Genomic DNA, 25,779 nt, shown 5'->3' with positions numbered 1-25,779 from the left:
GCGCTGTTTGAAACGCGATTTGAAACGCCTTGAAAGTGCATTTCAAATGACAAAAACACGGGTTTTTATGCTGTTTTCGCAAAAAACGTCAAAAAAAACCCCGAACCAGTCGGGGTTTTTCTGACGCGCTTCGCGGCTTCAATCGATCATCAGAAGATGTTGATCGGGTAATCCACGAACACACGCAACTCGTTGCCGCTGACGTTGTATTCGCTGGATTTCTGCGAAACACGCAGGATCGAGCTACGCACTTTCACGCTCAGGTCCTTGGCCGGGCCACTCTGCACGACGTACTTGAACTGGTTGAAGATTTCGCGCTCGGTGCCGCCTTCGCTGGTGGATGTGGTGATGTTGTCGCCACGCACGTAAGCGAAGTTGTAGCTCAGACCCGGAACACCGAATGCGCCGAAGTCCAGGCCGTAGCCCAGTTGCCAGCTGCGCTCGTCTTCAGCGTTGAAGTCCGACCAGTAGGAGTTGGCCAGGTAGATGGTGTTGCCACCGTCACCCACGCGACCTTGGCCTTTCTGGTAGCCGCCATAGGCGTAACCCAGGTTGCTGTCGCCGGTGGAGCGCTGGTGCGCCACGGTGAACGAGTGCGGGCCGGTGGCGAAAGTGGCTGCCAGGCTCCAGATCTTGTTGTCGTCGCCGGTTACGCCGTTTTCGCGGACATAGGAGTTGTCCAGCTTGGTGCGGTAACCATTGAAGTCCAGGGTCAGGGACTGATCCTTGTCGATCGGGAACACGTAGTTGGCGTTCACGTATTGCTTCTTCAGCACGTCTTCGACGTCGGAAGCGTACAGCGCAGCCTTGAACTGTTCGGTGAACTGGTAGCTGCCGCCCAACACGTTGATCGACTTCAGACCACCGCTGTCACGGCCTTCAGCGCTTTTCCGCGATTCGGCGGTGAAACGACCGGCATCCAGTTGCAGACCTTTGATCTCTTTGGAGGTGATCAAGGTACCGGTGTAGCTTTCCGGCAGCAGGCGCACGTTGTCGTAACTCAGCACCGGCAGGGCCGGCATCTGGTCGCCGTAGGTCAGTACGGTGTTGGAGATACGGAATTTGACGGCTGCACCGCCCTTCGACAGGTCGTCGGCAGCGTTACCGCTGTCACCGCGCTTGAAGAAGTCGATACCGCCCGCACCGCTGCGGCCCTTGCCGCCATCCAGGCGCAGTGCGTACAGACCGAAGGCATCCACACCGACACCGACGGTGCCCTGGGTGAAACCGGACGAGAACGTACCGATGGCCGCTTGGCCCCATTCCGCTTTGTCCTGGTTGCCGTCTTTGTAGTCACGATTGATGTAGGCATTGCGCAGCAGCACTTTGAGGCTGCTGTCTTCAACAAAACCCTTGGACTCGGCCTGGTCGTTAGCCATGGCCGAAGTGGCACTCAACATCCCCAGTGCGATCAAACTGATTCGCTTGTTCAACATCTTGTTTTCCTTATTGCGGGTTGAAACGCGCTGTGTCGAACGGCTGAAACGGCGCTTATTGCACTCTTTTATTCACCCCGAAACAAAAAGACCCGCTCAAGACAATGTCATGGCGGGCCTGCTCCTGATTTTGAGTCATGGCGGTTAGCCACAGGCGTTGGGCCGAATCGTAGCCGCGCCCTGAACAATGTGTCAATTTCAAGAATCGTCTTTAAATAGGCAAAAATCGTCTAATAAAAGTAAATTTTACGATGGCTGCGTGCTGGGAATTGCCAGTAATCAGGTTTTTTGATGTCCGCTCACGCACAACCATCGAGGCCACAGACCGGCAAGGCTTGCACCACGGGTGCCGACGGAACGGACTCGCTCAACCACTGTGCAAAGGCCTGCGGTTTGCCGAGCCACGGGCCGATATCGATCAGAGTGAACTGACCGTCCTGTTCCAGTGCAAAGGTTGGAAAGCCTTGACCACCGAGTTTCGCCAACAATGCGCGGCTGTTCTTTATGTGTTGATCGGTATCAGTGGCCTTGAGGTTTTTGAGGAAAGTGTCCGCCTCGTAGCCCATCTCTACCGCGCACTCCACGAGCACGACCTCATCGGCAATCCGCCGGCCTTCTACATAGTGTGCGGTTTGCAAACGACCCAGCAGTTCCAGGCCACGCCCATCGAGGCGTTCTGCTGCCATGACAGCGGCAATCGGTGGCGTGGAATCAAATACCGCCGTGTGATCACGCAACAGACCTTCGAAATAGGCTTCGCCAAACGGCTGTCCGGTGTATTCGGCAATGCGTCGGTCGTGAGGTATCACGTAATTGCGCAGTTGCGGTGAAACGCTCTGACGGTTGGCACCGGTCATCATGCCGCCAGCATGGGCGATCACCGGCAGAACTTGCTGTGCGGCCTGTACCAGCGGCTTGGCGCCGTAGCACCAGCCACACAGCGGGTCGTAGATGTAATGAAGAGTCATCGAAAAGCTCCGGCTGGAAGATGGGAAAAATGATGCCGGCACATTAGTCCATGGGTCGTTGCGGAAAAACGCCGGAATGGCTTTCAGTCTGTTTCGGCAATCGGTCAAATGCGCTCATTGTCCGCTCCGACACAAACATGAAATAAATTGACACAATCAAACCAAGGAACCTTTCAGGAATAATTAACGGAAGCAAATGCAAAGCATTACCATCCGCGCGTTTGAATTCTTTCACCCTTTCGGATGCGCTTTTCAATGCCTGCCCCGTTCCGTCTTACGCCCGTCACGCTTGGGCTTTCTGCCGTTTTGTCCTCCGGTTTCGCTTACTCCGCGACCGAACTTCCCGCCACTTCGATCAGCGCTGAAGCGCAGGCCGACGACCCGCGCGTAAAGGTCAGCAACACCGCAACCCGTACGTCCACCCCCGTGCGCTACGTGCCGCAGGCGATCGATTCGATCAAGACTGCCAACGTCGCGGATTACGGCATCAATGACATCGAAGACGCCCTGAGCGGGATTCCCAACGTCAGCGGCGCAGGCGATACGCGCTTCGACAGCCTGCGCATCCGGGGTTTCGACGCCAGCAACGACTTCTATCTGGACGGCATCCGCGACGACAGCCAGTACAAGCGCGATCTGCACAACATCGAACGCGTCGAAGTGCTCAAGGGGCCGGCCGCCGTGCTGTACGGCCGTGGCAGCCAGGGCGGGATCGTCAACCGTGTGAGCAAGGCGCCCGAATCCGGCCGCCGCTCGACCATCGAGGCCCAGGGCGGCAGCGAAGATCTGCGCAGCCTGTACGCCGACCTCAGCGCCGACCCGAGCGAGAACATCAGCCTGCGCCTGAACATGGGCAACATGGACGAGAACAGCTTCCGCGACGGTGTCAGCGGCAACCGCAAACTGTTTGCGCCGTCGATGAGCTGGCAGCTTACGCCTGACCTGAACTGGCTGGTGCAGTACGAATACAGCCGCTACAACCGTACGCCGGATCGCGGCATTCCCGGCGTCGGTGGACGTCCGGCGGATGTTGGCCGAGACACGACCTACGGCAACGATCACGACTTCATCGATGACAAGGCACAGTCCCTGCGCTCGAAGCTGAGCTATGAAATCAACGACAACTGGCAACTGCGCCACACCCTCGGTGTGTTCAAGCTCGACAGCGATTTCGACAACACCTACCTCACCGGTTTCGATGCGAAGACCAACAAGGTCACCCGCCAGCACTGGCAACAGGACCTGACCACCCGCAACGTATTCAACAACGTCGAACTGGAAGGTGGATTCGACACCTTCGGCCTCGAACACCGCTTGCTGACCGGCCTCGAAACCGGCAGCCAGCGCCGCGACCCGACGCTGTACAACGCGGCAACCTCCGGACGCGGCAGCTCCGCAGTGCCATCGCTGGACCTGTACAACCCGGATCGCAATCTGCGCCACAACGGCCGTATGCAGGTGTCGAGCAGCAGCCATACAGAAGTCGAAAGTCGCGCGATCTACGTTCAGGACCAACTGCGCCTGAACGATCAATGGCAACTGCTGGCAGGCCTGCGCTATGACACCTTCGATATCGAGTCGACCAACAAACTGCGCAACATCTCCGAGGACCGTGACAGCCACAGCACCAGCCCGCGTTTCGGTGTGGTCTGGACGCCGCTGCAGAACCACTCGTTCTACGCCTCGTGGACCAAGACCTTCTCGCCGGTGGGCGGCGGTCTGATCGGTATCACTCCAGGCGCAGCCGGCAATACCAACGACCTGAGCCCGGAACTGACCAAGCAGAAAGAGATTGGAGTGAAGAGTGACTGGCTCGACGATCGCCTGAGCACCACCCTCGCCATCTACGAGCTGGAACTCTACAACCGTCGCACCACCGATCCGAACGACCCGACCCTGACTGTACTCAGCGGTCTGCAGCGTTCGCGGGGGATCGAGTTGACCGGTACCGGCAAGATCGTCGGCAACTGGTACGTGCGCGGCGGCTTCGGCGTGCAGGACGCGACCATCGAGAAGGACAACAACGGCCTGGAAGGCAAACGCGTCAACAATGTCGCCAAGCACAACGGCAGCCTGTTCCTGACCTGGAAACCGGAGATGGGCTGGTACGGCGAAACCGGCCTGACCCTGGTCGGCCAGCGTTACGCCGACAACGCCAACACCACCGTGCTGCCGGGCTATGGGCGCTGGGACGCTCTGGTCGGTTACCGCCACAAGGACTGGGACCTGCGCGCAGCGCTGAACAACATCACCGACCGCGAGTATTACGCGTCGGCCACCAGCGCCTTCCAGATCCAGCCAGGCGCGCCGCGCAGCCTGGTCATGACCGGTACCTACAGCTTCTGATTCACGCCCATAAAAAAAGCGCTGCCATCCCGGCAGCGCTTTTTACAATCCTTGTCTGTTCTTCTTATCCTTCCATCACATCCCACAATGCGTCCAGTTCGGCCTCGCTGAACAGGCCAGCGGGGTAACGCTCGATCATCATCCGGCGCGGATCAGGTTCCCTGATCTGACGCGTTCCATTGGACTTCAACCAGTGCGCGACAATCTGGAGCGACTCACTATTTACAGCCATGGGATGCATCGTCCGCTCGCTGATTACGTTCACTTCGGCGTTCATTTCCGCGCTCTCTCCCCGTTCGTGAGCGGCTACGTTATCCAAGGTTTATGACAGAACTGTTGAAGTTCTCCCCCCTCCCTAGTGCGTCATAAGCGATACAAGAGCTATGCCAATGTGTTGAAACTGCCGACAGGCGGATATAAAGAAACCCGCAGTCCTGACGGGCTGCGGGTTTCTCTTCAAGCGTAGGCAACAAATGACTGCCCGGTCGATTTTCCAATCAACTCAAGCTGTTACATCTGCACTCACTCTTTGTGCGGAGCGGGTTGCTGTTGGGTAAGGCAGTGAATATTGCCGCCCCCCAGTAACAGTTCGCGACCCGGCACCATCACCACTTCGTGTTGCGGGAACAGGTTCTGCAGAATCTCACGGGCCGGAGCATCCATTGGATCGTCGAAACTCGGCGCGATGATGCCGCCGTTGACGATCAGGAAGTTCACGTAGGAACCGGCCAGACGCACGCTCGGGTTGCGCTCCTGAGTGCCATCCACCGGGTCCACGCCTGCGCATTCCTCTTCGGTGGCAAACAGCGGCCCCGGAATCGGCATCTTGTGCACCGTGAACGGGCGCCCCTTGGCGTCGGTGCTGCTTTCCAGCACTTTCATCGCAGCCTGGCAGCGCGGGTAGTTCGGATCCTGCGGATCGTCGGTCCACGCCAGCAGCACTTCGCCCGGACGCACGTAGCAGCAGAAGTTATCCACATGGCCGTCGGTTTCGTCGTTGAACAGGCCATCCGGCAGCCAGATGATCTTGTCCACGGACAGGTTGTCGCGCAGCACCGCTTCGATTTCTTCACGACCCAGGTGCGGGTTGCGATTGCGGTTGAGCAGGCATTCTTCGGTGGTGATCAGGGTGCCTTCACCGTCGACATGAATCGAGCCGCCTTCGAGCACAAAGCCTTCGGTGCGATAGCGCGGGCTGCGCTCGATCTCGAGGATCTTGCCACCGACCTGGGAATCGCGGTTCCACGGCGAATACAGGCCTCCGTCAAAACCGCCCCAGGCGTTGAAGTCCCAGTTCACACCGCGCACTTCGCCGCTGTTGTTGATCACGAAGGTCGGGCCGCTGTCGCGGACCCAGGCGTCATCGCTGGACATCTCGACCACGCGGATATTCGGCACATCAAGGCGCGCGCGAGCATTTTCGTACTGGCCGGCGGACACCGCCACGGTCACCGGTTCGAAACGCGCGATGGCCTTGGCCACGGCAGCATGAGCAACCTGCGCCGGCTTGCCGCCCAGACGCCAGTTGTCCGGACGCTCGGGCCAGATCATCCAGGTCTGGGTTTGCGGCGCCCACTCGGCCGGCATGTAGAAGCCATCGGCGCGTGGGGTACTTTTCAAGGTGGTCATGTCGATCAGGACTCCAGGGAACGGTCGAGGTTGTTCAACGCGCCGAACAGGTTTGGACGACGGACGATAGCGACTTTATAAACGATAAATATCGACTTTAAAAGCTAAAAACAAATATCGAGTTTTGTTTTTACCGATTAATACCGATAGAAATCGGTATTAATCGGACTATCACAGTCTCAGAGGCCTTCTTCCAGCACCTTCGACAGCATGTCGACAAAGAAATCCACACTCTGACGCGAGGTGACCATCGGCGGTTTGATCTTGAGGATGTTCAAGTCATCGCCGGTCGGCTGCATGAAGATCCCCAGCTCCCGCAGGCGATCACACAGCAGCGTGGTTTCTTCGGTCGCCGGCTCCAGGGTCTGGCGATTGCGGATCAGTTCGACCCCCAGATAGAACCCCGAGCCATGCACCGCACCGACCAGCGGATGTTTATCGATCAATGCCTCCAGCCGCTGCTTGAAGTACCCGCCGACCACCTGGGCGTTTTCCCAGAGTTTTTCCTCTTCCATCACATCAAGCACGGCCATGCCGATCTGGCAGCTCACCGGACTGCCGCCAGCGGACGAGAAGAAGTAACCCTCGGCCTCCAGCGCTTCGGCGATTTCCCGCCGGGTGATCACGGCGCCCAGCGGCTGGCCATTACCCATGCCCTTGGCCATGGTGATGATGTCCGGCACCACGCCTTGCTCTTCGAAGCCCCAGAAGAAATTCCCCATACGCCCATAACCGACCTGTACCTCGTCGGCGATGCACACACCGCCTCGAGCACGCACCAATTCATAAACTTTTTTCAGATAACCGGGTGGCAGCGAGATCCCGCCTGCATTGCCGTAGACCGGCTCGCAGATGAACCCGGCCAGTTGGCGTTTCTGCTCGTCGATTTTGGCCAGGTTGTGTTCGACGCTGCGCACGTAGTCCGGCGCCGAATCGAGCCCCCGGAATTCGCCCCGATAGATATTCGGCGCGGTCACCGGGTGCACCCAGTCCGGACGACTGCTCAGAGCCTGCGGGTTGTCGGCGATCGAGGTCGACACCGCATCTGCGCCGACCGTCCAGCCGTGATAGGCCTCCAGCACACTGAGCATGTCGCGCCCGCCGCTGTAGGCCCAGGCCAGGCGAATCGCCAGATCATTGGCTTCGCTGCCGCTGTTGACCAGGAACACCCGGTCCATGCCCTCCGGCGCCAGTTTCAGCAAACGTTCGGAAAACTCGGCGACCGCCGCATAGTTGAACCGCGAATTGGTATTGAGCAACGACCACTGTCGGCTCGCGACCGCCGCCATGCGTGGATGACCGTGCCCGAGCACCGCGACGTTATTGAGCATGTCGAGGTAGGAACGGCCTTGCATGTCGATCAGGTGATTGCGCCAGCCGCGTTCGATACGCGGCGGGTCGACGTAATAATGTTTTTGAGTGCGGGCGAAACTGGCGTCACGACGGGCAAGCAGGGCTTTCGCATCCAGCTCGGGCTCGGCGTCGCAGGCCAGGCCCAGCAGCGCTGCCGGCGATGGCGACAGTACCTGCCACGCCGGAGCACGGGTCGGCGTACAGAACAGCGGCGCCTCCAGATGCGCATCGCGGACCAGTTGCACAATCAACGGACCGTCCACCGATCCCAGAACCTGTCCTTTGACCAGCGCCGCGCCGCTGTGCAGCGAGGGCGTCACACCCCACAGGCGCACGCTCAGATTCGGGCCGTCGAGTCGCAGCGCGCCGTCAGCCGACAGATGCAGCACGCCGGCGAACGGCGCTTCGACTGCTGCCCCGCAAGGCACACGCAACTCGACGTGCAGCGGAAACGTCTCAGGTTCCCCGGCGCTGTCAGGCCGGGTGCGGGACAAACGGTACTGCCCGTATCGACTGGCAGCCAGACCATGGATCGCGGCGGCTTCACTCAACAGACGTTGATCGATGACCGGCTGCTCCCAGTTGCCCGCCTCGAAGTGCGCGCTCAGAACACCCAGATCGATCAACGCGAATTCGCGCCCCACCAGCTCCGGCAACAAAGGTGCGAAACCTTCACTGTCGATGGCTGGCAACGCCTGCCCGACCGCCGAGAGGATCGCCGCTTCCATCAGCGCCAGAGGCACCGAAGTGGCGACCCGGAAGATTTCCCACTCATGCGCAAGATTGTCACGGCTGTAGGTATTGCCCGGATCGATGCTGACCTGTTGCTCGCCACTGAGCACCAGCACTGCCGCGCGCGTCACGATCAGCGGCCACAGTGCCTGCAATTCTTCGTGTTGCAACGGATTGACTGCGTGATAGGCCTGCACCGCCGGCAGGATCACGAACGGATCGCCCCCGGCGTGATGCAGCAGCGCGGCGCAGGTGACCGACAGATCGGTGATGCGCCAGGTGCGCACCAGATCACCGAAATCGATGACGCCTTGCATTTGCCAGTGACGCCGGGCATCGCGCTGCCAGACCACGTTGTCATCGGTGATGTCCATGTGGATCGCCTGCACCGGCAATTTGTCCAGCAGCGGTTGCAGGCGCCGTCGAGCCTGCTCGGCGGCATCGGCGATCAGACCGCGCTGTTGCCGGTCCTCGATCACTGGCAGCAGGTGCTCGATCAGGGCGCCGGCATGGCGCGCATCCCACTGCAATGTACGTTCAAGTCCTGGATGGTCGAACCCGGCCAGGGCCAGATCCATTTCACCGCAGAGTCGACCGAATCCGGCAACCACCTCGTGGCCGAGATGATCCAGGGCCGTCAGAGACTGGCCCTCGATGTAGTCGAGCAGCCGCACGTGCACCGCTTCTCCACCGATTTCCAGCGACAACAGGTCCTGGCCGTCACTGGCCGGGATGACCCGGGGAACGTGGACATCGCAATGTTCGACCAGATACTTCAGGCCGGCATGCTGGGCCTGCAGCTCCACCAGCGAATAGTCGCCGCGACAGATCTTCAGTACGAATCGCCCGCGTTCGCTGTCTACGCGATAGTTGAGATCCTGCTGGCTGCCCAGCGCCTGTAATGTGCCGCCCAACCCGTAATGTTGCTCCAACACTTGCAAGGCTTGCTCCGCAGTGACCTGCGGGCCGGGCAGACTGGCGCGGTGAATCAGCGTGGCGAACGACATGAAGCGACCCCTGTATTTTTATAAGGCGTTTATATCGCCATTGCTTCAGACGATAAGCAACCCCTTAAATCGGTTCAGATCGGTTAATGACTGCCGATACACACGACTATCATTAAAGGTGACTTTTCCCACAGGTTTTTCAGATTGCGTTCCACGCCCCTCCACCTCACCCTGAAGGATCAGAACTACCGTAGTGGTCTACCCGATGGCCGGTAGCGACCCGATAGACTATAAAAAACATCAGAACTCGCGCGCTCCGGCACTTTGCGCAAAAATATCGGTCATTCCACCTTTACTTGGAATTTTTTCATGAATGTAATTACCACCGACCTACCGGGTGTTCTGATCATCGAACCCAAGGTATTTGGTGACGAGCGCGGTTTCTTTTACGAAAGTTTCAATGCCAAGGCTTTTGAGGACGCAACCGGTATCACTCCGCATTTCGTCCAGGACAACCATTCCCGATCACAAAAAGGCGTACTGCGCGGTTTGCATTACCAGGTGCAACATACCCAGGGCAAACTGGTGCGGGTCACCGCAGGTGAAGTTCTCGACGTGGCGGTGGATATTCGCCGCAGCTCGCCGAACTTCGGTAAATGGGTGGCTGTACACCTGTCCGCCGACAATTACCGCCAACTGTGGATTCCGGAAGGTTTCGCCCATGGTTTCCTGGTGCTGAGCGACTACGCCGAGTTCCTCTATAAAACCACGGACTACTACACCCCGGCGGCCGAACGCAGCATTCGCTGGAACGATCCGGACCTTGGCATTGACTGGCAATTGACTGAAGCGCCGACGCTGTCTGCCAAGGACCAGACCGCAGCTTTTTTCAAGGACGCCGAAGTCTTTTCCTGATTCCCTGTGTGAATCTTCCACGCACGCGTATCCAAAAAAAGCGGATGCACAGATCAAGCCCGGCCCGGGCATAATGCGCCTGTTCCCCCAGGCGCTTGAGGATCATGACTCCACCCCTTCCCCGCAGACCTCGCTGGCGCAGCCTCGCCCTGCTGGCCCTGTGCCTGGCCCCGCTGCTGTGGCCGCTGCAACATCTGGCCGAGCGCTATTACCGCAGTGAACTGATCGGGCAGAACCGCCAGACACTCGACCTCTACGTCGCCAACCTGCTGGGCACCCTGCATCGCTACGAAGTGCTGCCACAGATCCTCGGCGACCTGCCGGCCCTGCGGGCGGTCGTCGGTGCTCCGGACGATGGTGTCACTCAGGGCAATGCCAATCGCCTGCTGAAGAACATCGCCGCCCAGACCGGTGCCGAAGTCATGTACTTGATGGATACCACCGGCAAGACGCTGGCGGCCTCGAACTGGGACAAGCATGACAGTTTCGTCGGGCGCAATTTCTCGTTCCGGCCTTACTTCAGCGAAGCGATGGCCGGGCGGCTGGGGCGCTTCTTCGGCCTTGGCACCACGTCCGCCAAGCGTGGTTACTTCTTTGCGGCGGCCGTGCGCAACGGCGAAAAAATCATCGGCGTGCTCGTAATCAAGGTCGATCTCGACCACACCGAAAGCCTGTGGGGAAAAACCCCGGAACAATTGCTGGTGACCGATCACAACGGCGTGGTCATCCTTACGTCGCGCCCGGAATGGCGATTCCGCTCGACCCGTCCGCTAAATGACGATGAACGCTCGGCGATCACCGCCATTCAGCCCTATCCGACTCGCTCACCGCGTCCGCTGAATCTCAGCTCGACAGCCTGGCTGACCCAGACCCGGGCGATCGAGGAAACCGGCTGGAGCGTCAGCATTCTTGCTCCGCGCACCTTGATCGACCGTCCGGTGCGGACCGTGGTGGCCGTTGGCGGCGCCACGCTGTTGGTGGTCATGCTGTTGCTCGGGCTGATGATGCAGCGCCGCCGACACTATCTGGAACGGATTGCCTTCGAAGCCAAGGCCCGACGTGAACTCGAAGGTCGGGTTGCCGAACGGACCAGCGATCTGGAGGGCCTCAATCGGCGCCTGAAACAGGAAGTGCTGGAACGCGAGCACGCCCAGCAGGAGCTGGTGCGCGCTCAGGACGATCTGGTGCAGGCCGGCAAGCTGTCGGCGCTGGGCACCATGTCGGCGAGCATCAGTCACGAGCTCAATCAGCCGCTGGCGGCGATCCGCAGTTACGCGGAAAACGCCGAGGTGCTGCTTGACCATCAGCGCACCGACGACGCTCGCGGCAACCTTAAATTGATCAGCGAACTGACCGGGCGCATGGCATCGATCATCGCTCACCTGCGCGCCTTCGCCCGCCGCGATCGTCACGCCCCGGAAAGCGTGGCCCTGCAACCGGCGCTGGACGATGCGTTGGCGCTGCTGGCCAAACGCCGTCGGAGTATGGATGTCGAGCTGATCCGCGACCTGCCCGCCGCAACCTTGTGGGTCGAGGCCGGGGAAACCCGTCTGCGCCAGGTGCTCGGCAACCTGCTGGCCAACGCACTCGATGCCCTGACCGAGAAAGGCCCGCCGCGCAAATTGTGGCTGAGTGCCGAATCCACCGGTGAAGGCGTCAATCTGTACATTCGTGACAACGGCCCGGGGTTTTGCATGGAAGCCCTGGGCCGCGCCAGCGAACCGTTTTACACCACCAAGACCCGTACGCAGGGCCTGGGTCTGGGTTTGGCCATTTGCGAAACCCTGATGCGCGCCTTCGGCGGTGAACTGTCGTTCGCCAACCACAAGCAAGGTGGCGCCTTGATCACCCTGCGGCTGCGCGCCGGCGCGCCCGGGGTCAGCCTGCAACCGTCCGAGGATCGAAGTGCATGACCATCGACAACCGCATTCAGGTGGTGCTGATCGACGACGATCCGCACCTGCGTCAGGCCCTGGGCCAGACGCTGGATCTGGCCGGCCTGAAAATCCTTCCGCTGTCCGAAGCCAAGGGCCTGGCCGCCCAACTGGAGCGTGACTGGCCTGGCGTGGTGGTCAGCGACATCCGCATGCCCGGCATGGACGGTCTTGAATTATTGAGCGAACTGCACGCCCAGGACCCTGAGCTGCCCGTGCTGCTGATCACCGGCCACGGCGACGTGCCGCTGGCCGTGCAGGCCATGCGCGCCGGTGCCTACGACTTCCTCGAAAAGCCGTTTGCCAGCGACGCCCTGCTCGACAGCGTGCGCCGCGCACTGGCCCTGCGGCGCCTGGTGCTGGACAACCGCAGCCTGCGCATGGCCCTCAGCGACCGCAACGAGCTGAGCGCGCGACTGGTCGGCCAGTCCGCCCCGATGGCGCGTCTGCGCGAGCAGATCGGCGCACTGGCCGCGACCAAGGCTGATGTCCTGATCCTCGGCGAAACCGGTGCCGGCAAAGAAGTCGTCGCCCGCGCACTGCACGACCTGTCGAGCCGGCGCAACGGCCCGTTCGTGGCGATCAACGCCGGGGCACTGGCCGAGTCGGTCGTGGAAAGCGAACTGTTCGGCCACGAGCCCGGTGCATTCACCGGTGCGCAAAAACGCCGGATCGGTAAATTCGAATTCGCCAATGGCGGCACGTTGTTTCTCGATGAAATCGAGAGCATGAGCATGGACGTGCAGGTCAAACTGCTGCGCATGCTGCAGGAACGAGTGGTCGAACGGCTGGGCGGCAATCAGTTGATCCCGCTGGATATCCGCGTCATCGCCGCGACCAAGGAAGACCTGCGCCAGGCCGCCGATCAAGGACGGTTCCGGGCGGACTTGTATTACCGCCTCAACGTGGCGCCGCTGCGCATTCCGCCACTGCGTGAGCGGGGCGAAGACGCGCTGGTGCTCTTCCAGCACTACGCCGATGAAGCCAGCGCCCGCCACGGTCTGCCACCTCATGAACTGCAACCGGCACAACGGGCGTTGCTGCTGCGTCACTCATGGCCGGGCAATGTGCGCGAATTGCAGAACGCGGCGGAACGTTTCGCCCTCGGCCTGGAACTGGCGCTGGACAATACTCAGACCGACGGCAGCAGTGGCACCATCGAGGTCACGAGTGGAGGCCTGAGTGAACAGGTGGAAAATTTCGAAAAGTCGCTGATCGCCGCCGAACTGGCCCGTTCGCACAGCTCGGTGCGCAGTCTCGCCGAAGCGCTGGGTATTCCGCGCAAGACCCTGCACGACAAACTGCGCAAGCACGGGCTGAACTTCGCCGACAGCAGCAGCCATGGAGACGAATCCGAATGAATCGTGACAGTCGCTATCTGGAATCCGTCCTCCATCACGACATTCCGCTGACCCGGGACATGGGCCTCAAAGTGCTTGACTGGCACGAGGGTGAGTTGCGTCTGCACCTGCCACTGGAAGCCAACGTCAATCACAAGAGCACCATGTTCGGCGGCAGTCTGTATTGCGGCGCAGTGCTGGCCGGCTGGGGCTGGCTGCATCTGCGCTTGAAGGAAGAAGGCATCACCGACGGACACATCGTGATCCAGGAAGGACAGATCAGTTATCCGCTGCCGGTTACCGGCGATGCCAACGCCATCTGCGCAGCGCCGAATGCGGCCGTGTGGAAGAAGTTTCTGACGATGTATCAGCGCTACGGGCGGGCGCGATTGACACTGCAAACGCGAGTCGTCAATGCGGGTAGCGATGAGGATGCGGTGACCTTCAGCGGGCAGTACGTCCTGCACCGCTGAGGTGTGGAAGTGCGCTTACGAACGGGCCAGTTCCAGCAGCTTCGTGCGCCACGCGGCTTTTGCCGGCAGCGCCAGGAAGAACTCGTTCAGCAGTGTTTCCCGCGCCGGGTAGCAGAACGCTTCTCCGTTCAAACTCAGCACCTCGCCACCTGCGCCTTCCAGCACGCCTTGCGCCGCCGCCGTGTCCCACTGGGATGTCGGCGCAAGCCGCGGATAGCAATCCGCTGCGCCTTCGGCCAGCAGACAGAATTTCAGCGAACTGCCGATATTGGCCAGTTGCAATTCGCCCAGGCTTGCACTCAAACCAGACAGCAGCCGCTCCTGCTCCGGACTCGAATGGCGACGGCTGGCGACCACGGTGAAGGCTTCGCCAGGCCCCGGCACGTCACGCACCTGAATCGCCACTGGCGTACCGCCCTTATCGCCACGCCAGGCACCCAGCCCCGCACCACCGACGTAGAAACGCCCATTGGTCGGCATCGACACCACGCCAAAAACTACCCGGCCATTTTCGATCAAGGCAATGTTGACGGTGAATTCTTCGCTGCCGCTGATGAATTCCTTGGTGCCATCCAGCGGATCCACCAGCCACCAGCGCTGCCAGCCGGCGCGCACGCTCTGCGGGATGCTGGCGTCTTCTTCGGACAACACCGGGATGCTCGGATCCAGGGCGGTCAGGCCAGCCACGATCACCTCGTGCGCGGCGATATCCGCAGCAGTCACCGGCGAATCATCAGACTTGGCGGTCACCGCCACATCGGCACGCCAGAACGGCAGAATCGCCTCGCCGGCCCGCAACGCCAGTTCAACCACCGGCGCCATCAACGGATGGGGAAAACTCATAGACATCTCACTCATGACTGAAAAAAGCCGCGCTGGGTCAGCAGATCGCGGGCCAGGTACAACGCCGCCAAGGCCCGACCTTCGGAAAATTGCGGATTTTGCGCCAATGAAGAAAGGTCCCGCAGGTTGATCTTGTCCACCCGCATCGGCTCCGGCTCGTCGCCTTCCAGGCGCTCTTCATACAGATTGCTGGCAAGCACCACCTGGATTTTCTGGCTCATGTAACCGGGGGACAACGACAGCTCGGTCAGGTGTTCCAGTTGCCGGGCACCGTAGCCCGCCTCTTCCTTGAGCTCGCGCTCGGCCGCCGCCAGCACGTCCTCGCCCGGTTCGATCAACCCTTTGGGCAGTGACAGTTCGTACTCGTCGGTGCCGCCGCAGTATTCCTCGACCAGCACCGCGTGCTCCGCATCGAGCATCGCCACAATCATCACCGCGCCGTAACCGGCGCCCTTGCCCACCAGCCGCTCGTAGGTGCGCTCCACGCCATTGGAAAAGCGCAGCTTCAGCTCTTCGACGCAGAACAGACGGCTGGTGGCGACGATTTCCCGGGCGAGTACGGTTGGTTTCTGGCGCATGCAAAGCTCCTTGGCGTGAACGCGCTACTATAACGCGGCTTTTCCGATTGTTTGCGTCGGATATCTTTCTACCGTTCGAGACGTTGCCATGCCTTCATTACCGTGGTCCGACATCGATACCGTTCTGCTGGACATGGACGGCACGTTGCTGGATCTGCACTTCGACAACCATTTCTGGCTGGAACACTTGCCACAACGCTACGCCGAACTGCACGGCGTGAGCCGGGCCATGGCGGAGATGGAGTTGCAGCCGTTGTTCGAACGCCATGCCGGTCAATTGCAGTGGTATTGCCTGGATTTCTGGAGCGCGGAGCTGAAGCTGTCGGTGCGCGAACTGAAGCTGGAAACCGCCCACTTGATCGCCCTGCGTCCCGACGCCGACACGTTTCTGGCTGCCCTCAGACGCGCCGGCAAACGCGTGGTGATGATCACCAATGCGCACCGTGATTCGCTGTCGCTGAAACTGGAACGAATTGAACTGGCACCGTACTTCGAGCGGCTGATCAGTTCCCACGATTACGGTTTTCCCAAGGAGAACCCGCAATTCTGGGACGCCTTGCAGGCCGACATCGACTTCGACCCGGCGCGCAGCCTGTTCATCGACGACACCTTGCCGATCCTGCGCAGTGCGCGGAATTTCGGCGTGGCGCATCTGTTGGCCGTCAGGGAACCGGACAGCCGCAAAGGGCCGAAAGACACCGGGGAGTTTGCGGCGGTCGAGGATTACCGGGATTTGATTGCCGGGCTCTGAAGACTGCAGGAGCCGCCAAAGGCTGCTCCTGCAGGCGTGTTGTTACTCAGGAATACGCAGTGTCTGCCCCGGATAAATCTTGTCCGGGTGTGACAGCATTGGCTTGTTGGCCTCGAAAATCTTGTTGTACTGGTTGGCATTGCCATACACCGCCAGGGAAATCGCGCTGAGGGTGTCGCCCTTTTTCACCACCACGAAACGTGCGGCAGCCACCACCGGCCCGGTGACCGTGATCTGGTCATCGACACTGCCCACGCCTTGGATATTGCCGACGGCCAGCAGAATCTTCTCTTTCTCTTCCTGGCTTGCCACTTCGCCGGTGACCGTCACCTTGTCACCGTCCACGGTGGCGTGGACATTCGGGTTACCCAACCCGACCTTGCTGATATGTTCCTTCAATTGCTCGCTGGCATTGGCGTTGCCGGGGGTCAGCAGGTCGATCAGTTTCTCACCTGCTTCTTTTACAAAGTCCAAAAGACTCATAGCGCACACTCCTTGATTTAGGTTCCAGACGCCCAAGCCTAGACCACCGCGAACCAGCCCGGTTCCGGCCCGACCAATGACCCTGCCCTCGCGCAAGCGGTAGAATCGCCCACCCTTGCCAGCGCCCCGGAGCGAAGATGGACATCAAGCAGCTGAAATTCCTCATCGCCCTCGACGAAACCCGCCACTTCGGCCAGGCCGCCGCCCGCTGCCACATTACCCAGCCGACCTTGTCGATGCGCCTGCGCAGCCTCGAAGAAGAACTCGATCTGCCGCTGGTCAATCGCGGCCAGCGCTTCGAAGGTTTCACCGCACCTGGTGAACGCGTGCTGGCCTGGGCGCGCACGGTGCTGGCGGCTTATGACGGCCTGCAGGCGGAAGCGGCAGCCTGTCGCGGCAACCTGATTGGCACCTTGCGTCTGGGGGTCGTGCCACTGTCGAGTTTCGACCCGCTGCCGCTGATGCAACGCCTGCACGCCGCACACCCGGACCTGCGTTTCGAGCTGTCGGCGCTGAGTTCGGAGCAGATCCTCGAACAACTGGCGGACAACCGGATCGACATCGGCGTGTCCTATCTGGATCGTCTCGACAATGAGCGTTTCGAATCCCTGGCGTTCGACGAAACCCGCATGGGCCTGCTCTACGATCAGCGTTCCTTCAGTTTCGGCGAAGCACCGCTGAGCTGGCAGGCGCTGATCGAACTGCCGCTGGGCATGCTCACCAGCGGCATGCACTTTCGCCAGTCCATCGACCACAATTTCCACAGCCGCGGCCTGACACCACAGCCGTTGTTGCAGACCGACGCAGTGCATCAATTGTTACAAGCTGTGCACGGCGGATTCTGCTGCGCGATCATGCCGCTGGACGGCGGCCTCGAAAGCCTCACCGATCACCTGCGCCTGCAACCGATCGAAAACGCCCAGACCCTCGCCCGCCTGGGCTTGATCATGCGCCGCGGCGCCCCGCGTTCGGCACTGGCCGAGGCCTGTTTCGCGCTTTATCAGAAATCGCCAGCGGCCGCTTGATCGACGGCATCTATCGATAGATCGACACTAGCGATTAGACGCGACAAGTTGCCGCGCCTAGTCTTAACGTTGATCAATCCCTCGGTGATGCCATGAACGCCAAGCGCCCGGCCTGCGCGGCGCCTGCTCTCGAAACGCCCGCGCCCGCCGCCAGTCAGACCTACAGCTACAGCGACCTGCCCCTGGCGGAGTCGGCCAGCACCGCGCTGGCCGAAGAAGTCGCACTGGCGATTGCCTACAACGGCATCAGCCAGGCGGTGATGCTGGTCACCCCGACCGACCTTGAAGACTTCATCGTCGGCTTCAGCCTCGGCAGCGGCATCATCGAAGACGCCTCGGACATCTACGACCTGCAACTGACCGGTGCGGGCTCGGCGCAATACGCGCAAGTGACCATCGCCAACCGCGCCTTCTGGAACCTCAAGCAGCAGCGTCGGCAACTGGCCGGCACCAGCGGTTGCGGGTTGTGCGGCGTCGAAGCAGTGGAGCAGGCGTTGCCTGATCTCAAGGTTTTGCCCGGCGCACCGTTGCCGCCCGCCGAATGGCTCGACGGTCTGCGCCAACGCATCGGCGCCTTCCAGCCATTGGGCCAACATTGCGGCGCGGTGCACGCGGCGGTGTTCATGAATGCCAGCGGCGAATTGCTGCTGGGTCGTGAAGACATCGGCCGGCACAACGCTCTCGACAAACTGATCGGCGGCCTGATCCGACAAAAGATATCCACAACCGGCGGCCTGGCGATCGTCACCAGCCGCTGCAGCCTCGAATTGATCCAGAAAGTCTTGCGTGCCGGCATCCAGACCCTCGTCAGTCTGTCCGCGCCCACCGGCCTCGCCGTGCAATGGGCCCGGCGCCACCACCTCAATCTCATCCACCTGCCGCAGAAGAACGCGCCGCGGGTGTATAGCCCAGAAATGGAGAAACACTCGTGAGCCAACACCATCAAGCCGACCAGAAACCCGTCCCGCGCTACAAGCCTTACAAGGGCGCTGCCGGCGGCTGGGGCGCACTGATCAGCGTGGCCCAGGCCTGGCTGACCAGCGACAATGCGCTGAAGAACCTGCGCATGATGCTCAAGACCAACCAGAACGGCGGCTTCGACTGCCCGGGCTGCGCCTGGGGCGACTCCCCGGAAAGCGGCATGGTCAAGTTCTGCGAGAACGGCGCCAAAGCGGTGAACTGGGAAGCGACCAAACGTCGGGTGGACGGCAAATTCTTCGCCAAACACAGCGTCACCGCTTTGCTGGAACAGAGCGACTACTGGCTCGAGTATCAAGGTCGCCTGACCGAGCCGGTCGTGTATGACGCCGAAACCGATCGCTACAAGCCAATCAGCTGGGACGATGCCTACGCGCTGATCGGCAAACACCTGCAAGCGCTGTCGAGTCCGGATCAGGCCGAGTTCTACACCTCGGGCCGCGCCAGCAACGAAGCGGCGTACCTGTATCAACTGTTCGTGCGCGCCTTCGGCACCAACAACTTCCCCGACTGCTCGAACATGTGCCACGAGGCCAGCGGTGTTGCGTTGGCGCAAAGTGTCGGTGTCGGCAAAGGCACCGTGACCTTCGACGACTTCGAACACGCCGATGCAATTTTCGTCTGGGGCCAGAACCCCGGCACCAACCACCCGCGCATGCTTGAGCCGCTGCGTGAAGCGGTGAAACGCGGTGCTCAGGTGGTGTGCATCAACCCGCTGAAAGAGCGCGGCCTGGAACGCTTCCAGCACCCGCAGCACCCGATCGAAATGCTCACCAATGGCGACAAACCGACCAACACCGCGTATTTCCGCCCGGCACTGGGCGGCGACATGGCGGTGTTGCGCGGCATGGCCAAATTCCTGCTGCAATGGGAACGCGATGCGCAGAAGGCCGGCGCACCGGCAGTGTTCGATCACGATTTCCTGAATGAACACAGCGTCAACGTGCTGGAATACCTGGGCGTCGTCGATGACACGCCGTGGGAGCAGATCGTCTCGCAGTCCGGCCTGACCTTGGTCGAGATCGAGCAAGCGGCGCGCATGTACGCCAAAGGCAAGAACGTGATCATGTGCTGGGCGATGGGCATCACCCAGCACCGCCATTCAGTGCCGACCATCCAGGAAATCGCCAACCTGATGCTGCTGCGCGGCAACATCGGCAAGCCCGGCGCCGGTCTGTGCCCGGTGCGCGGTCACAGTAACGTGCAGGGCGACCGCACCATGGGCATCAACGAGCGTCCGCCGGTGGCGTTCCTCGACTCCCTGGAGCGTCGCTTCCAGTTCAAGGTGCCACGCCACAACGGGCACAACGTGGTCGAGGCGATTCACGCGATGGCCGAAGGTCGCGCCAAGGTGTTCATCGGCCTGGGCGGCAACTTCGCCCAGGCCACGCCGGACAGCCCGCGCACCTTCCAGGCCCTGAGCAACTGCGACCTGACCGTGCAGATCAGCACCAAGCTCAACCGCAGCCACCTCGCCCACGGCAAGGACGCATTGATCCTGCCGTGCCTGGGCCGTACCGACATCGACATCCAGACCGAGGGCCCGCAAGCCGTCACCGTGGAAGACTCGTTCAGCATGGTGCACGCCTCCAATGGTCAGCTGCAGCCGCTGTCGAACCAGATGCGCTCGGAGCCGTCGATCATCGCCGGCATCGCCGCCGCAACCCTGGGCAGCAAACCGGTGGACTGGAACTGGCTGGTGGCCGACTACCGGCGCATTCGCGAACTGATCGCCGACACCATTCCGGGCTTCAAGGACTTCAACGAGAAGGTGAAGAACCCGGGCGGTTTCTACCTCGGCAACAGCGCCGGCGCGCGCAAGTGGAACACCACATCGGGCCGGGCCAACTTCAAGCCGAACCTGCTGCCCAAGGACCTGATTCACGAACGCACCCGCGCCACCGGCAAACTGCCGGACCTGATCCTGCAATCGATGCGCTCTCACGATCAGTACAACACCACGATTTATGGTCTCGACGACCGTTATCGTGGCGTGAAGGGACAGCGTGACGTGTTGTTTGCCAACGAGGCGGACATCATTCGCCTGGGCTTCAAGCCCGGGCAGAAGGCTGACATCGTGTCGTTGTGGGATGATGGCCGCGAGCGTCGGGTGAAGGGCTTCACGCTGCTGGCGTTCGATATACCGGCGGGGCAAGCGGCGGCTTATTACCCTGAAGTGAACCCGTTGGTGCCGCTGGAAAGCACCGGCGATGGCAGCCATACGCCGACGTCGAAGTTCATCGCAATCAGGTTGGAGGCGGCGAGTGAGACGGGACTGATCATGGCCAAGTCAGCCTGAGACGGCGCCTGAACGAGCCCGCTCGCGAAAGCGGCAGCCGAATCAATGATCTTTTCCTGCGCGAACACTTTTCAACCGCCCACAAAAAAGGCCGCTTTGTGATCAAAGCGGCCTGTCCGAAGTAGTTAAAGACCGGCGAAAAACGGTTAAGTTCCACCCAAAAATCAGTAGCTTGCAGAATTGTATACAGGTGGTGCTATTCGTCGGATTTCGATTGTCACGTCCATTGCAGAGCCTCAGGATCGCGCCGTCATCCCTTTGAGGCTCCTCTATGAAGTTCTCCCAGATTCTCTTGTTGTCCCTTGGCCTGGTCAGTGGCTTCGCTTCTGCCGGAGGCACCACCGAAGCAGGTGTGGGCGGCGCATTGGGCGGGGTTCTTGGCTCGGTCGTCGGTCAGTCTTTAGGCGGCAGCACAGGTTCAACCATTGGCGCGGCCCTGGGTGGCGCGGGTGGTAGCGCGGTGGGCGCCAACAAACACAGCCGTGGCGAAGCCGCCATTGGCGGTGCATTGGGCGCAGCCGGCGGTAACGTGGTCGGCCGCAGCATGGGCGGCACCACCGGCAGCCTGATCGGCGCCGCAGCAGGTGGCGGCGCCGGTGGCGCGCTGGGTAACTACATGGGCAACGAGAGCAATCGCGAAGACCGCTATTACGATCGCGGCCGTGACCGTGGTCGCTACTACCGCGACGATCACCGTGGTCGTGGCCACGCGTACGGCCATCGCAAGCATCACCGCTACTACCGCGACTGAGGCCTGACCTCGTTGCCGGTACAGCCAAATCGCAGCTCCCCCGAGCTGCGATTTTTTTTGCCTGTCAGATCGCCAGCCGTTCCAGCGCTCCGCGCAAACCCGCAGGGATCGCCACCGGCTGGTTCGATGCACGATCAACGAACACATGCACGAAACGCCCCGCCGCACAGGCTTCATGCTCGCCAGTCTTGAACACGGCCAGCTCGTATTGCACTGAACTGTTGCCCAGTTTGCCGACCCGCAAGCCGACTTCGATCAAGTCCGGGAACGCAATCGAGGCGAAGTAATCGCAAGACGAACTCACCACAAACCCCACCACCTCGCCATCGTGAATATCCAGCCCACCGACCTGAATCAGGTAGGTGTTCACGGCCGTATCGAAAAAGCTGTAGTAGGTGACGTTGTTGACGTGGCCATAGGCATCGTTGTCGTGCCAGCGCGTGGTGATCGGCTGGAAATGCGGGTAATCGGCGCGTTGCGGCATCGGGTTGGACATCAGTGTCGATTCCTTGAGTGATCGGCTCAGTCTAAAGGTAAAAACCCTTTCCTCGCGCCGCCAGCTCGCCAATCAATTGTGCCGGTCGCCACTGATCTCCCTGCCGCGTTTCCAGCGCCAGCAGCCGCTTGTGAATATCTGCCAGCCCCTGATCGTCCGCCCAGGCCATCGGCCCACCCCTCTCCGCCGGGAAGCCATAGCCGTTCAGGTAAACCTGATCGATGTCATGCGCCGACTCGGCAATCCCTTCCTGCAGGATCTTCGCGCCCTCGTTGACCAACGCCAGCAGACAGCGCTCAAGGATCTCCTCGGACCCAATCTCACGGCGATGAAATCCCAGACCTTCGCTGACGCTCAACACCAGTGCGTCCACTTCAGGGTCATGCTCGGCCTGACGACTGCCTGGTTCGTAATGGTAGTAACCGTTGCCGGACTTCTGACCGAAGCGACCCAGTTCACACAAGCGGTTATCCACCTGAACCTCGGGCGCGTCCTGCCCTTTGCCGGCCAGCTCGCGGGCACGCCACTCAAGATCGATGCCGACCACGTCGTACATGCGAAACGGCCCCATGGCGAAACCGAAACTCTGCAACGCCGCATCGATCTGATGTGGATACGCCCCTTCGAGCAACATCTTGCGCGCTTCGAGCACGTATGGATGGAGCATGCGGTTGCCGATAAAACCGTGGCAGTTGCCCGACACCACACTGACCTTGCCCATGCGCTTGCCCAGCTCCAGAGCGGCTTCAAGCACAGCCGGTGAGGTCTGCGCGCCACGGACTATTTCCAGCAGTTTCATGATGTGCGCCGGGCTGAAGAAATGCAGGCCCAGCACTTGAGTCGGCCGCCGTGTCGCGGCGGCAATGGCGTCGATGTCCAGCGCCGAAGTATTGCTCGCCAGCAGCGCCTCTGGCTTCAGCACGCCATCGAGCTCACGGAAGATCTTCTGCTTGAGCTCGAGGTTCTCGTACACCGCTTCAATCACCAGGTCGACGTTGCGGATCGCCACATAATCCGCCGCCGCGCTGACCCGGGCGATTCGCGCATCAGCCTCGGCCTGATCGATCCGCCCCTGACGCACGTTGTGCGCATAGGTATCGGCCACCGTCTTCAGCGCCTGCTCAAGCATCTGTGGATTGTTGTCGACCCATTGCACTGACACGCCGGCGTTGGCCAGGCACATGACAATGCCACGGCCCATGGTGCCGGCGCCGATCACGGCGGCCCGCTGAATTTCGAAGGATGTCTGGCTCATGTTGTTCTCTTGTGGGCGATCCAAAGACAGCCTTCACCATAGTCAGCCACCGGGCATTTTTGAAGTTTATTGCCGTGATGATCGACATTCAGCAAATGGATTCGATGCCTCAGAGATGCGCCTGAGCCCACGCCCGCACGTCCGCGTAGGGGTAGTCCTCCAGCGCCGCATACCCGGAGATGGTTCGCGCCTTGAGTTTGGTAAACAGCGGCACACTGATCCCGCACAGAAACCGCGTCAGCCGCTCCGCCGAAGGAACGCTGCCGGTCAGTTGCTCATGCCTGTGGATAAAATCGCCGCACAACGCCGGAAAACTTTTATCCACAAGCGCCGGCAACGCCGGAGGTGACGGCAGCCGGGCGACCTGCCCGTGGCACACCGAACAATGCCCGCAATGCTCGGGGGCATTGTGATCACCGAAGTACTCCGCCAGTCGGTGGCCCAGGCAACGCTCGGTGGCGAACAATTCGAGCATCGCGTGAATCCGCGCCACTTCGGCCTGTTCGTGGCGGGAGAAGTCATCATGCAACTCGCCACTCAGGACCTGGCTGTCGAAGGCGCTGTGCAGCACGTTGTAGACCTCGGTCATCTGTTTGCTTTCCAGCTCGACCCAGCCCTTCTCCTGGAAGTAATCCAGCGCCTTCACCACACGATTTCGCTCGGCCGAATATTGCGAATACATCGCCTCGAAATTCACCGTGGCCCAGGTCCGCGCGCGGCTCGAAGTCTGGATGATCGCCGCGACGAAATCCCTGCGCTCACCCTCAAAACGCTCAAGCAACGCCTCGGGCTCCAGCAGGTATTTGAAACGGTATTCGGCGTAATACGCGTAGCGCGGGGCAATCAGCCCTCGCAGCTCCAGTTGCACCAGCAACGTCTTCAATGGCAGCGCACGGATGTTGCTCTGATCCGCCAGCGGCCCGAGTAAAAACTCCCACTGACCTTCAGGGGCAGCGGTCTGTAACTCGTCCAGCACATGGCGAATGCCGTCGCGCTCCGGCGTGTCGCCATAGACGAAGTTTTCCAGCACATTGAGACTGTCGCGGTTGGCCAGCACCAGACAGTCGGAGGGTTGCCCGTCACGCCCGGCGCGGCCGATTTCCTGGCTGTAGTTTTCAATGGATTTGGGCAGGTCGAAATGCACCACGTTGCGGATGTCGCTCTTGTCGATGCCCATGCCGAACGCGATGGTGGCGACGATGCAATTGGACTGCCCGCCCATGAAGCGCTTCTGGATCGCTTCACGTTGTTCGTGGGGCAACCCGGCGTGGTAAGCCTCGGCCTGGATGCCATTGCGCTCCAGATGCTCGGCGATGTATTCGGCGGTTTTCTGCAGGGTGACGTAGACGATGCTCGGCTGACCCGCACGCTCGGCCATCCACTGCACCAGCCGTCGACGCTTGTCCTCACCGCGTACCGGCTCCACCAGCAGATTGAGGTTGGGCCGGTAGAAACCGGTGGTCACCACATCCTCGGCGGCGATGGCGAATTTCGCCTGCATGTCGGCGATGACTTTCGGCGTTGCCGTGGCAGTCAGCAGCAAGGTCTGCGCAATGTTGAACTGGCGCTGGTAGTCCGGCAGCTTGAGGTAGTCGGGCCGGAAGTTATGGCCCCATTCGGAGATGCAGTGCGCCTCATCCACCACCAGCAGCGAGATCGGCACCTGCTGCAAAAAATTGCGGAAGCGCTCGTTCTTCAAGCGCTCAACGGAAATCATCAGAATCTTCAATTCGCCCGAACGGGCACGGGTCATCACGTCGTTGGCATCTTCGCGGCTCTGTGCCGAGTCGATGCTCCCCGCCGAAATGCCGTGGCGCCGCAAGAACTCAAGCTGATCCTGCATCAGTGCCAGCAACGGCGAAACCACCAGCGTCAGGTGCGGCAGCAGGAGCGCCGGGACCTGGTAGCAAAGGGACTTGCCGGAACCCGTGGGAAAAATCGCCGCCGCCGAGCGCCCGGCCAGCACAGCGCTGATTGCCGCTTCCTGACCGGGTCGAAATTGTGGATAACCGAAAACCTGTTCCAGGGTGTTGTGCATTCGCTGTCACTCCGTTGACCGCCGTGATGCCAACAGCCTAGCGGGCGATCGCAGCGAATCGAGAAAAGGTCGGGGGGCAAATCGATACGGGATGATACAGCGTCGGCGGCCACGCCACGGGATCAAACAAATGAAACACTTTGTTCATCGCCGCGTGAATCGACCTGAAGGTAATGTCCGTCACGCCTCGAGCCAGGACGGCCGATGCC

The 25,779-nt window shown here is 60.9% G+C and carries 21 protein-coding genes; 10 read left to right on the top strand and 11 right to left on the bottom strand.

Annotated elements, in window-relative coordinates:
• Window positions 1-149: 149 nt before the first annotated feature.
• Both NE357_RS01445 and NE357_RS01440 read right to left on the bottom strand, forming a co-directional pair.
• The gene (locus NE357_RS01445) at window positions 150-1,436 is read right to left on the bottom strand and encodes an OprD family porin (protein ID WP_169428427.1); all 1,287 of its coding nucleotides are present in this window, start codon (window positions 1,434-1,436) and stop codon (window positions 150-152) included.
• A 299-nt stretch (window positions 1,437-1,735) separates the two neighbouring features.
• Window positions 1,736-2,404: a DsbA family protein gene (locus tag NE357_RS01440; protein WP_169428426.1), complete on the bottom strand. Its 669-nt coding sequence runs from the start codon at window positions 2,402-2,404 to the stop codon at window positions 1,736-1,738.
• A gap of 255 nt (window positions 2,405-2,659) precedes the next feature.
• On the opposite strand from NE357_RS01440, the gene NE357_RS01435 reads away from it, so the two are divergent.
• Window positions 2,660-4,750 carry a TonB-dependent receptor gene (locus NE357_RS01435; RefSeq protein ID WP_169428425.1) on the top strand — a complete coding sequence of 697 codons (2,091 nt, stop codon included), beginning with the start codon at window positions 2,660-2,662 and terminating at the stop codon, window positions 4,748-4,750.
• A gap of 64 nt (window positions 4,751-4,814) precedes the next feature.
• On the opposite strand, the gene NE357_RS01430 is transcribed toward NE357_RS01435, so the two are convergent.
• The 3 genes from NE357_RS01430 to NE357_RS01420 all read right to left on the bottom strand — a co-directional run bounded on the left by NE357_RS01430 (window position 4,815) and on the right by NE357_RS01420 (window position 9,471).
• Window positions 4,815-5,027, bottom strand: a complete 213-nt coding sequence (locus tag NE357_RS01430) for a hypothetical protein (protein WP_169428424.1) — start codon at window positions 5,025-5,027, stop codon at window positions 4,815-4,817.
• 245 nt (window positions 5,028-5,272) lie between these two features.
• Window positions 5,273-6,379, bottom strand: coding sequence for an agmatine deiminase (aguA, locus tag NE357_RS01425; protein WP_169428423.1), 1,107 nt, complete (start codon window positions 6,377-6,379; stop codon window positions 5,273-5,275).
• Between the two features lie 179 nt (window positions 6,380-6,558).
• On the bottom strand, window positions 6,559-9,471 hold the full coding sequence (locus NE357_RS01420; protein WP_169428422.1) for an aminotransferase: 2,913 nt from the start codon (window positions 9,469-9,471) through the stop codon (window positions 6,559-6,561).
• 309 nt (window positions 9,472-9,780) lie between these two features.
• Here NE357_RS01420 and rfbC point away from each other — a divergent pair, with 309 nt between their 5' ends.
• The 4 genes from rfbC (at window position 9,781) to NE357_RS01400 (ending at window position 14,073) form a co-directional block, all read left to right on the top strand.
• Window positions 9,781-10,326 carry a dTDP-4-dehydrorhamnose 3,5-epimerase gene (rfbC, locus tag NE357_RS01415; protein ID WP_169428421.1) on the top strand — a complete coding sequence of 182 codons (546 nt, stop codon included), beginning with the start codon at window positions 9,781-9,783 and terminating at the stop codon, window positions 10,324-10,326.
• Window positions 10,327-10,430: 104 nt separating this feature from the next.
• The gene (locus NE357_RS01410) at window positions 10,431-12,239 is read left to right on the top strand and encodes a sensor histidine kinase (protein WP_169428420.1); all 1,809 of its coding nucleotides are present in this window, start codon (window positions 10,431-10,433) and stop codon (window positions 12,237-12,239) included.
• Window positions 12,236-13,621: a sigma-54-dependent transcriptional regulator gene (locus tag NE357_RS01405; protein ID WP_169428419.1), complete on the top strand. Its 1,386-nt coding sequence runs from the start codon at window positions 12,236-12,238 to the stop codon at window positions 13,619-13,621. Before NE357_RS01410 ends, NE357_RS01405 begins: the two co-directional genes overlap by 4 nt.
• Window positions 13,618-14,073: a YiiD C-terminal domain-containing protein gene (locus NE357_RS01400; protein WP_169428418.1), complete on the top strand. Its 456-nt coding sequence runs from the start codon at window positions 13,618-13,620 to the stop codon at window positions 14,071-14,073. Before NE357_RS01405 ends, NE357_RS01400 begins: the two co-directional genes overlap by 4 nt.
• Before the next feature lie 15 nt (window positions 14,074-14,088).
• On the opposite strand, the gene cysQ is transcribed toward NE357_RS01400, so the two are convergent.
• A complete protein-coding gene (gene cysQ / locus NE357_RS01395) occupies window positions 14,089-14,922 on the bottom strand; it encodes a 3'(2'),5'-bisphosphate nucleotidase CysQ (protein ID WP_169432583.1) in 834 nt (277 codons plus the stop codon).
• Window positions 14,923-14,927: 5 nt separating this feature from the next.
• Window positions 14,928-15,494, bottom strand: coding sequence for an ADP compounds hydrolase NudE (gene nudE / locus NE357_RS01390; protein WP_169428417.1), 567 nt, complete (start codon window positions 15,492-15,494; stop codon window positions 14,928-14,930).
• Between the two features lie 88 nt (window positions 15,495-15,582).
• Between nudE and yrfG the strand changes: the two genes are divergently transcribed.
• A complete protein-coding gene (gene yrfG, locus NE357_RS01385) occupies window positions 15,583-16,245 on the top strand; it encodes a GMP/IMP nucleotidase (RefSeq protein ID WP_169428416.1) in 663 nt (220 codons plus the stop codon).
• Between the two features lie 42 nt (window positions 16,246-16,287).
• Here yrfG and lysM read toward each other — a convergent pair whose 3' ends face one another.
• Complete coding sequence (gene lysM / locus NE357_RS01380; RefSeq protein WP_169428415.1) at window positions 16,288-16,728, bottom strand: peptidoglycan-binding protein LysM; 441 nt, start codon at window positions 16,726-16,728, stop codon at window positions 16,288-16,290.
• A gap of 137 nt (window positions 16,729-16,865) precedes the next feature.
• Between lysM and NE357_RS01375 the strand changes: the two genes are divergently transcribed.
• The 4 genes from NE357_RS01375 (at window position 16,866) to NE357_RS01360 (ending at window position 21,781) form a co-directional block, all read left to right on the top strand.
• Window positions 16,866-17,753, top strand: a complete 888-nt coding sequence (locus NE357_RS01375) for a LysR family transcriptional regulator (protein ID WP_169428414.1) — start codon at window positions 16,866-16,868, stop codon at window positions 17,751-17,753.
• A gap of 92 nt (window positions 17,754-17,845) precedes the next feature.
• Entirely contained in the window at window positions 17,846-18,685 is an 840-nt protein-coding gene (fdhD, locus tag NE357_RS01370) for a formate dehydrogenase accessory sulfurtransferase FdhD (protein ID WP_169428413.1), read from the top strand.
• Entirely contained in the window at window positions 18,682-21,030 is a 2,349-nt protein-coding gene (locus tag NE357_RS01365) for an FdhF/YdeP family oxidoreductase (RefSeq protein ID WP_169428412.1), read from the top strand. Before fdhD ends, NE357_RS01365 begins: the two co-directional genes overlap by 4 nt.
• A 271-nt stretch (window positions 21,031-21,301) precedes the next feature.
• A complete protein-coding gene (locus NE357_RS01360) occupies window positions 21,302-21,781 on the top strand; it encodes a glycine zipper domain-containing protein (RefSeq protein WP_169428411.1) in 480 nt (159 codons plus the stop codon).
• Between the two features lie 64 nt (window positions 21,782-21,845).
• Here the strand turns inward: NE357_RS01360 and NE357_RS01355 are convergent, their stop codons facing one another.
• The 3 genes from NE357_RS01355 to NE357_RS01345 all read right to left on the bottom strand — a co-directional run bounded on the left by NE357_RS01355 (window position 21,846) and on the right by NE357_RS01345 (window position 25,570).
• Window positions 21,846-22,277: an acyl-CoA thioesterase gene (locus NE357_RS01355; RefSeq protein ID WP_169428410.1), complete on the bottom strand. Its 432-nt coding sequence runs from the start codon at window positions 22,275-22,277 to the stop codon at window positions 21,846-21,848.
• Between the two features lie 31 nt (window positions 22,278-22,308).
• On the bottom strand, window positions 22,309-23,532 hold the full coding sequence (locus NE357_RS01350) for a 3-hydroxyacyl-CoA dehydrogenase (protein ID WP_169428409.1): 1,224 nt from the start codon (window positions 23,530-23,532) through the stop codon (window positions 22,309-22,311).
• Window positions 23,533-23,641: 109 nt separating this feature from the next.
• Window positions 23,642-25,570 (bottom strand): RecQ family ATP-dependent DNA helicase, encoded by a 1,929-nt coding sequence (locus tag NE357_RS01345; RefSeq protein WP_169428408.1) that lies wholly within the window; start codon window positions 25,568-25,570, stop codon window positions 23,642-23,644.
• Between the last annotated feature and the right edge of the window lie 209 nt (window positions 25,571-25,779).

It is taken from the genome of Pseudomonas sp. G7(2022), assembly GCF_052660475.1.
This window is presented reverse-complemented; position numbering and strand designations above follow the sequence as displayed.

What these genes read in the sequence shown, in the direction of transcription:
- NE357_RS01430 (WP_169428424.1), bottom strand. Translation starts at nt 5,027, where the DNA reads ATGAACGCCGAAGTGAACGTAATCAGCGAGCGGACGATGCATCCCATG.
- NE357_RS01435 (WP_169428425.1), top strand. Translation starts at nt 2,660, where the DNA reads ATGCCTGCCCCGTTCCGTCTTACGCCCGTCACGCTTGGGCTTTCTGCC.
- lysM (WP_169428415.1), bottom strand. Translation starts at nt 16,728, where the DNA reads ATGAGTCTTTTGGACTTTGTAAAAGAAGCAGGTGAGAAACTGATCGAC.
- nudE (WP_169428417.1), bottom strand. Translation starts at nt 15,494, where the DNA reads ATGCGCCAGAAACCAACCGTACTCGCCCGGGAAATCGTCGCCACCAGC.
- NE357_RS01345 (WP_169428408.1), bottom strand. Translation starts at nt 25,570, where the DNA reads ATGCACAACACCCTGGAACAGGTTTTCGGTTATCCACAATTTCGACCC.
- NE357_RS01410 (WP_169428420.1), top strand. Translation starts at nt 10,431, where the DNA reads ATGACTCCACCCCTTCCCCGCAGACCTCGCTGGCGCAGCCTCGCCCTG.
- rfbC (WP_169428421.1), top strand. Translation starts at nt 9,781, where the DNA reads ATGAATGTAATTACCACCGACCTACCGGGTGTTCTGATCATCGAACCC.
- fdhD (WP_169428413.1), top strand. Translation starts at nt 17,846, where the DNA reads ATGAACGCCAAGCGCCCGGCCTGCGCGGCGCCTGCTCTCGAAACGCCC.
- NE357_RS01405 (WP_169428419.1), top strand. Translation starts at nt 12,236, where the DNA reads ATGACCATCGACAACCGCATTCAGGTGGTGCTGATCGACGACGATCCG.
- NE357_RS01420 (WP_169428422.1), bottom strand. Translation starts at nt 9,471, where the DNA reads ATGTCGTTCGCCACGCTGATTCACCGCGCCAGTCTGCCCGGCCCGCAG.
- NE357_RS01350 (WP_169428409.1), bottom strand. Translation starts at nt 23,532, where the DNA reads ATGAGCCAGACATCCTTCGAAATTCAGCGGGCCGCCGTGATCGGCGCC.
- NE357_RS01445 (WP_169428427.1), bottom strand. Translation starts at nt 1,436, where the DNA reads ATGTTGAACAAGCGAATCAGTTTGATCGCACTGGGGATGTTGAGTGCC.
- aguA (WP_169428423.1), bottom strand. Translation starts at nt 6,379, where the DNA reads ATGACCACCTTGAAAAGTACCCCACGCGCCGATGGCTTCTACATGCCG.
- yrfG (WP_169428416.1), top strand. Translation starts at nt 15,583, where the DNA reads ATGCCTTCATTACCGTGGTCCGACATCGATACCGTTCTGCTGGACATG.
- cysQ (WP_169432583.1), bottom strand. Translation starts at nt 14,922, where the DNA reads ATGTCTATGAGTTTTCCCCATCCGTTGATGGCGCCGGTGGTTGAACTG.
- NE357_RS01440 (WP_169428426.1), bottom strand. Translation starts at nt 2,404, where the DNA reads ATGACTCTTCATTACATCTACGACCCGCTGTGTGGCTGGTGCTACGGC.
- NE357_RS01355 (WP_169428410.1), bottom strand. Translation starts at nt 22,277, where the DNA reads ATGTCCAACCCGATGCCGCAACGCGCCGATTACCCGCATTTCCAGCCG.
- NE357_RS01400 (WP_169428418.1), top strand. Translation starts at nt 13,618, where the DNA reads ATGAATCGTGACAGTCGCTATCTGGAATCCGTCCTCCATCACGACATT.
- NE357_RS01360 (WP_169428411.1), top strand. Translation starts at nt 21,302, where the DNA reads ATGAAGTTCTCCCAGATTCTCTTGTTGTCCCTTGGCCTGGTCAGTGGC.
- NE357_RS01375 (WP_169428414.1), top strand. Translation starts at nt 16,866, where the DNA reads ATGGACATCAAGCAGCTGAAATTCCTCATCGCCCTCGACGAAACCCGC.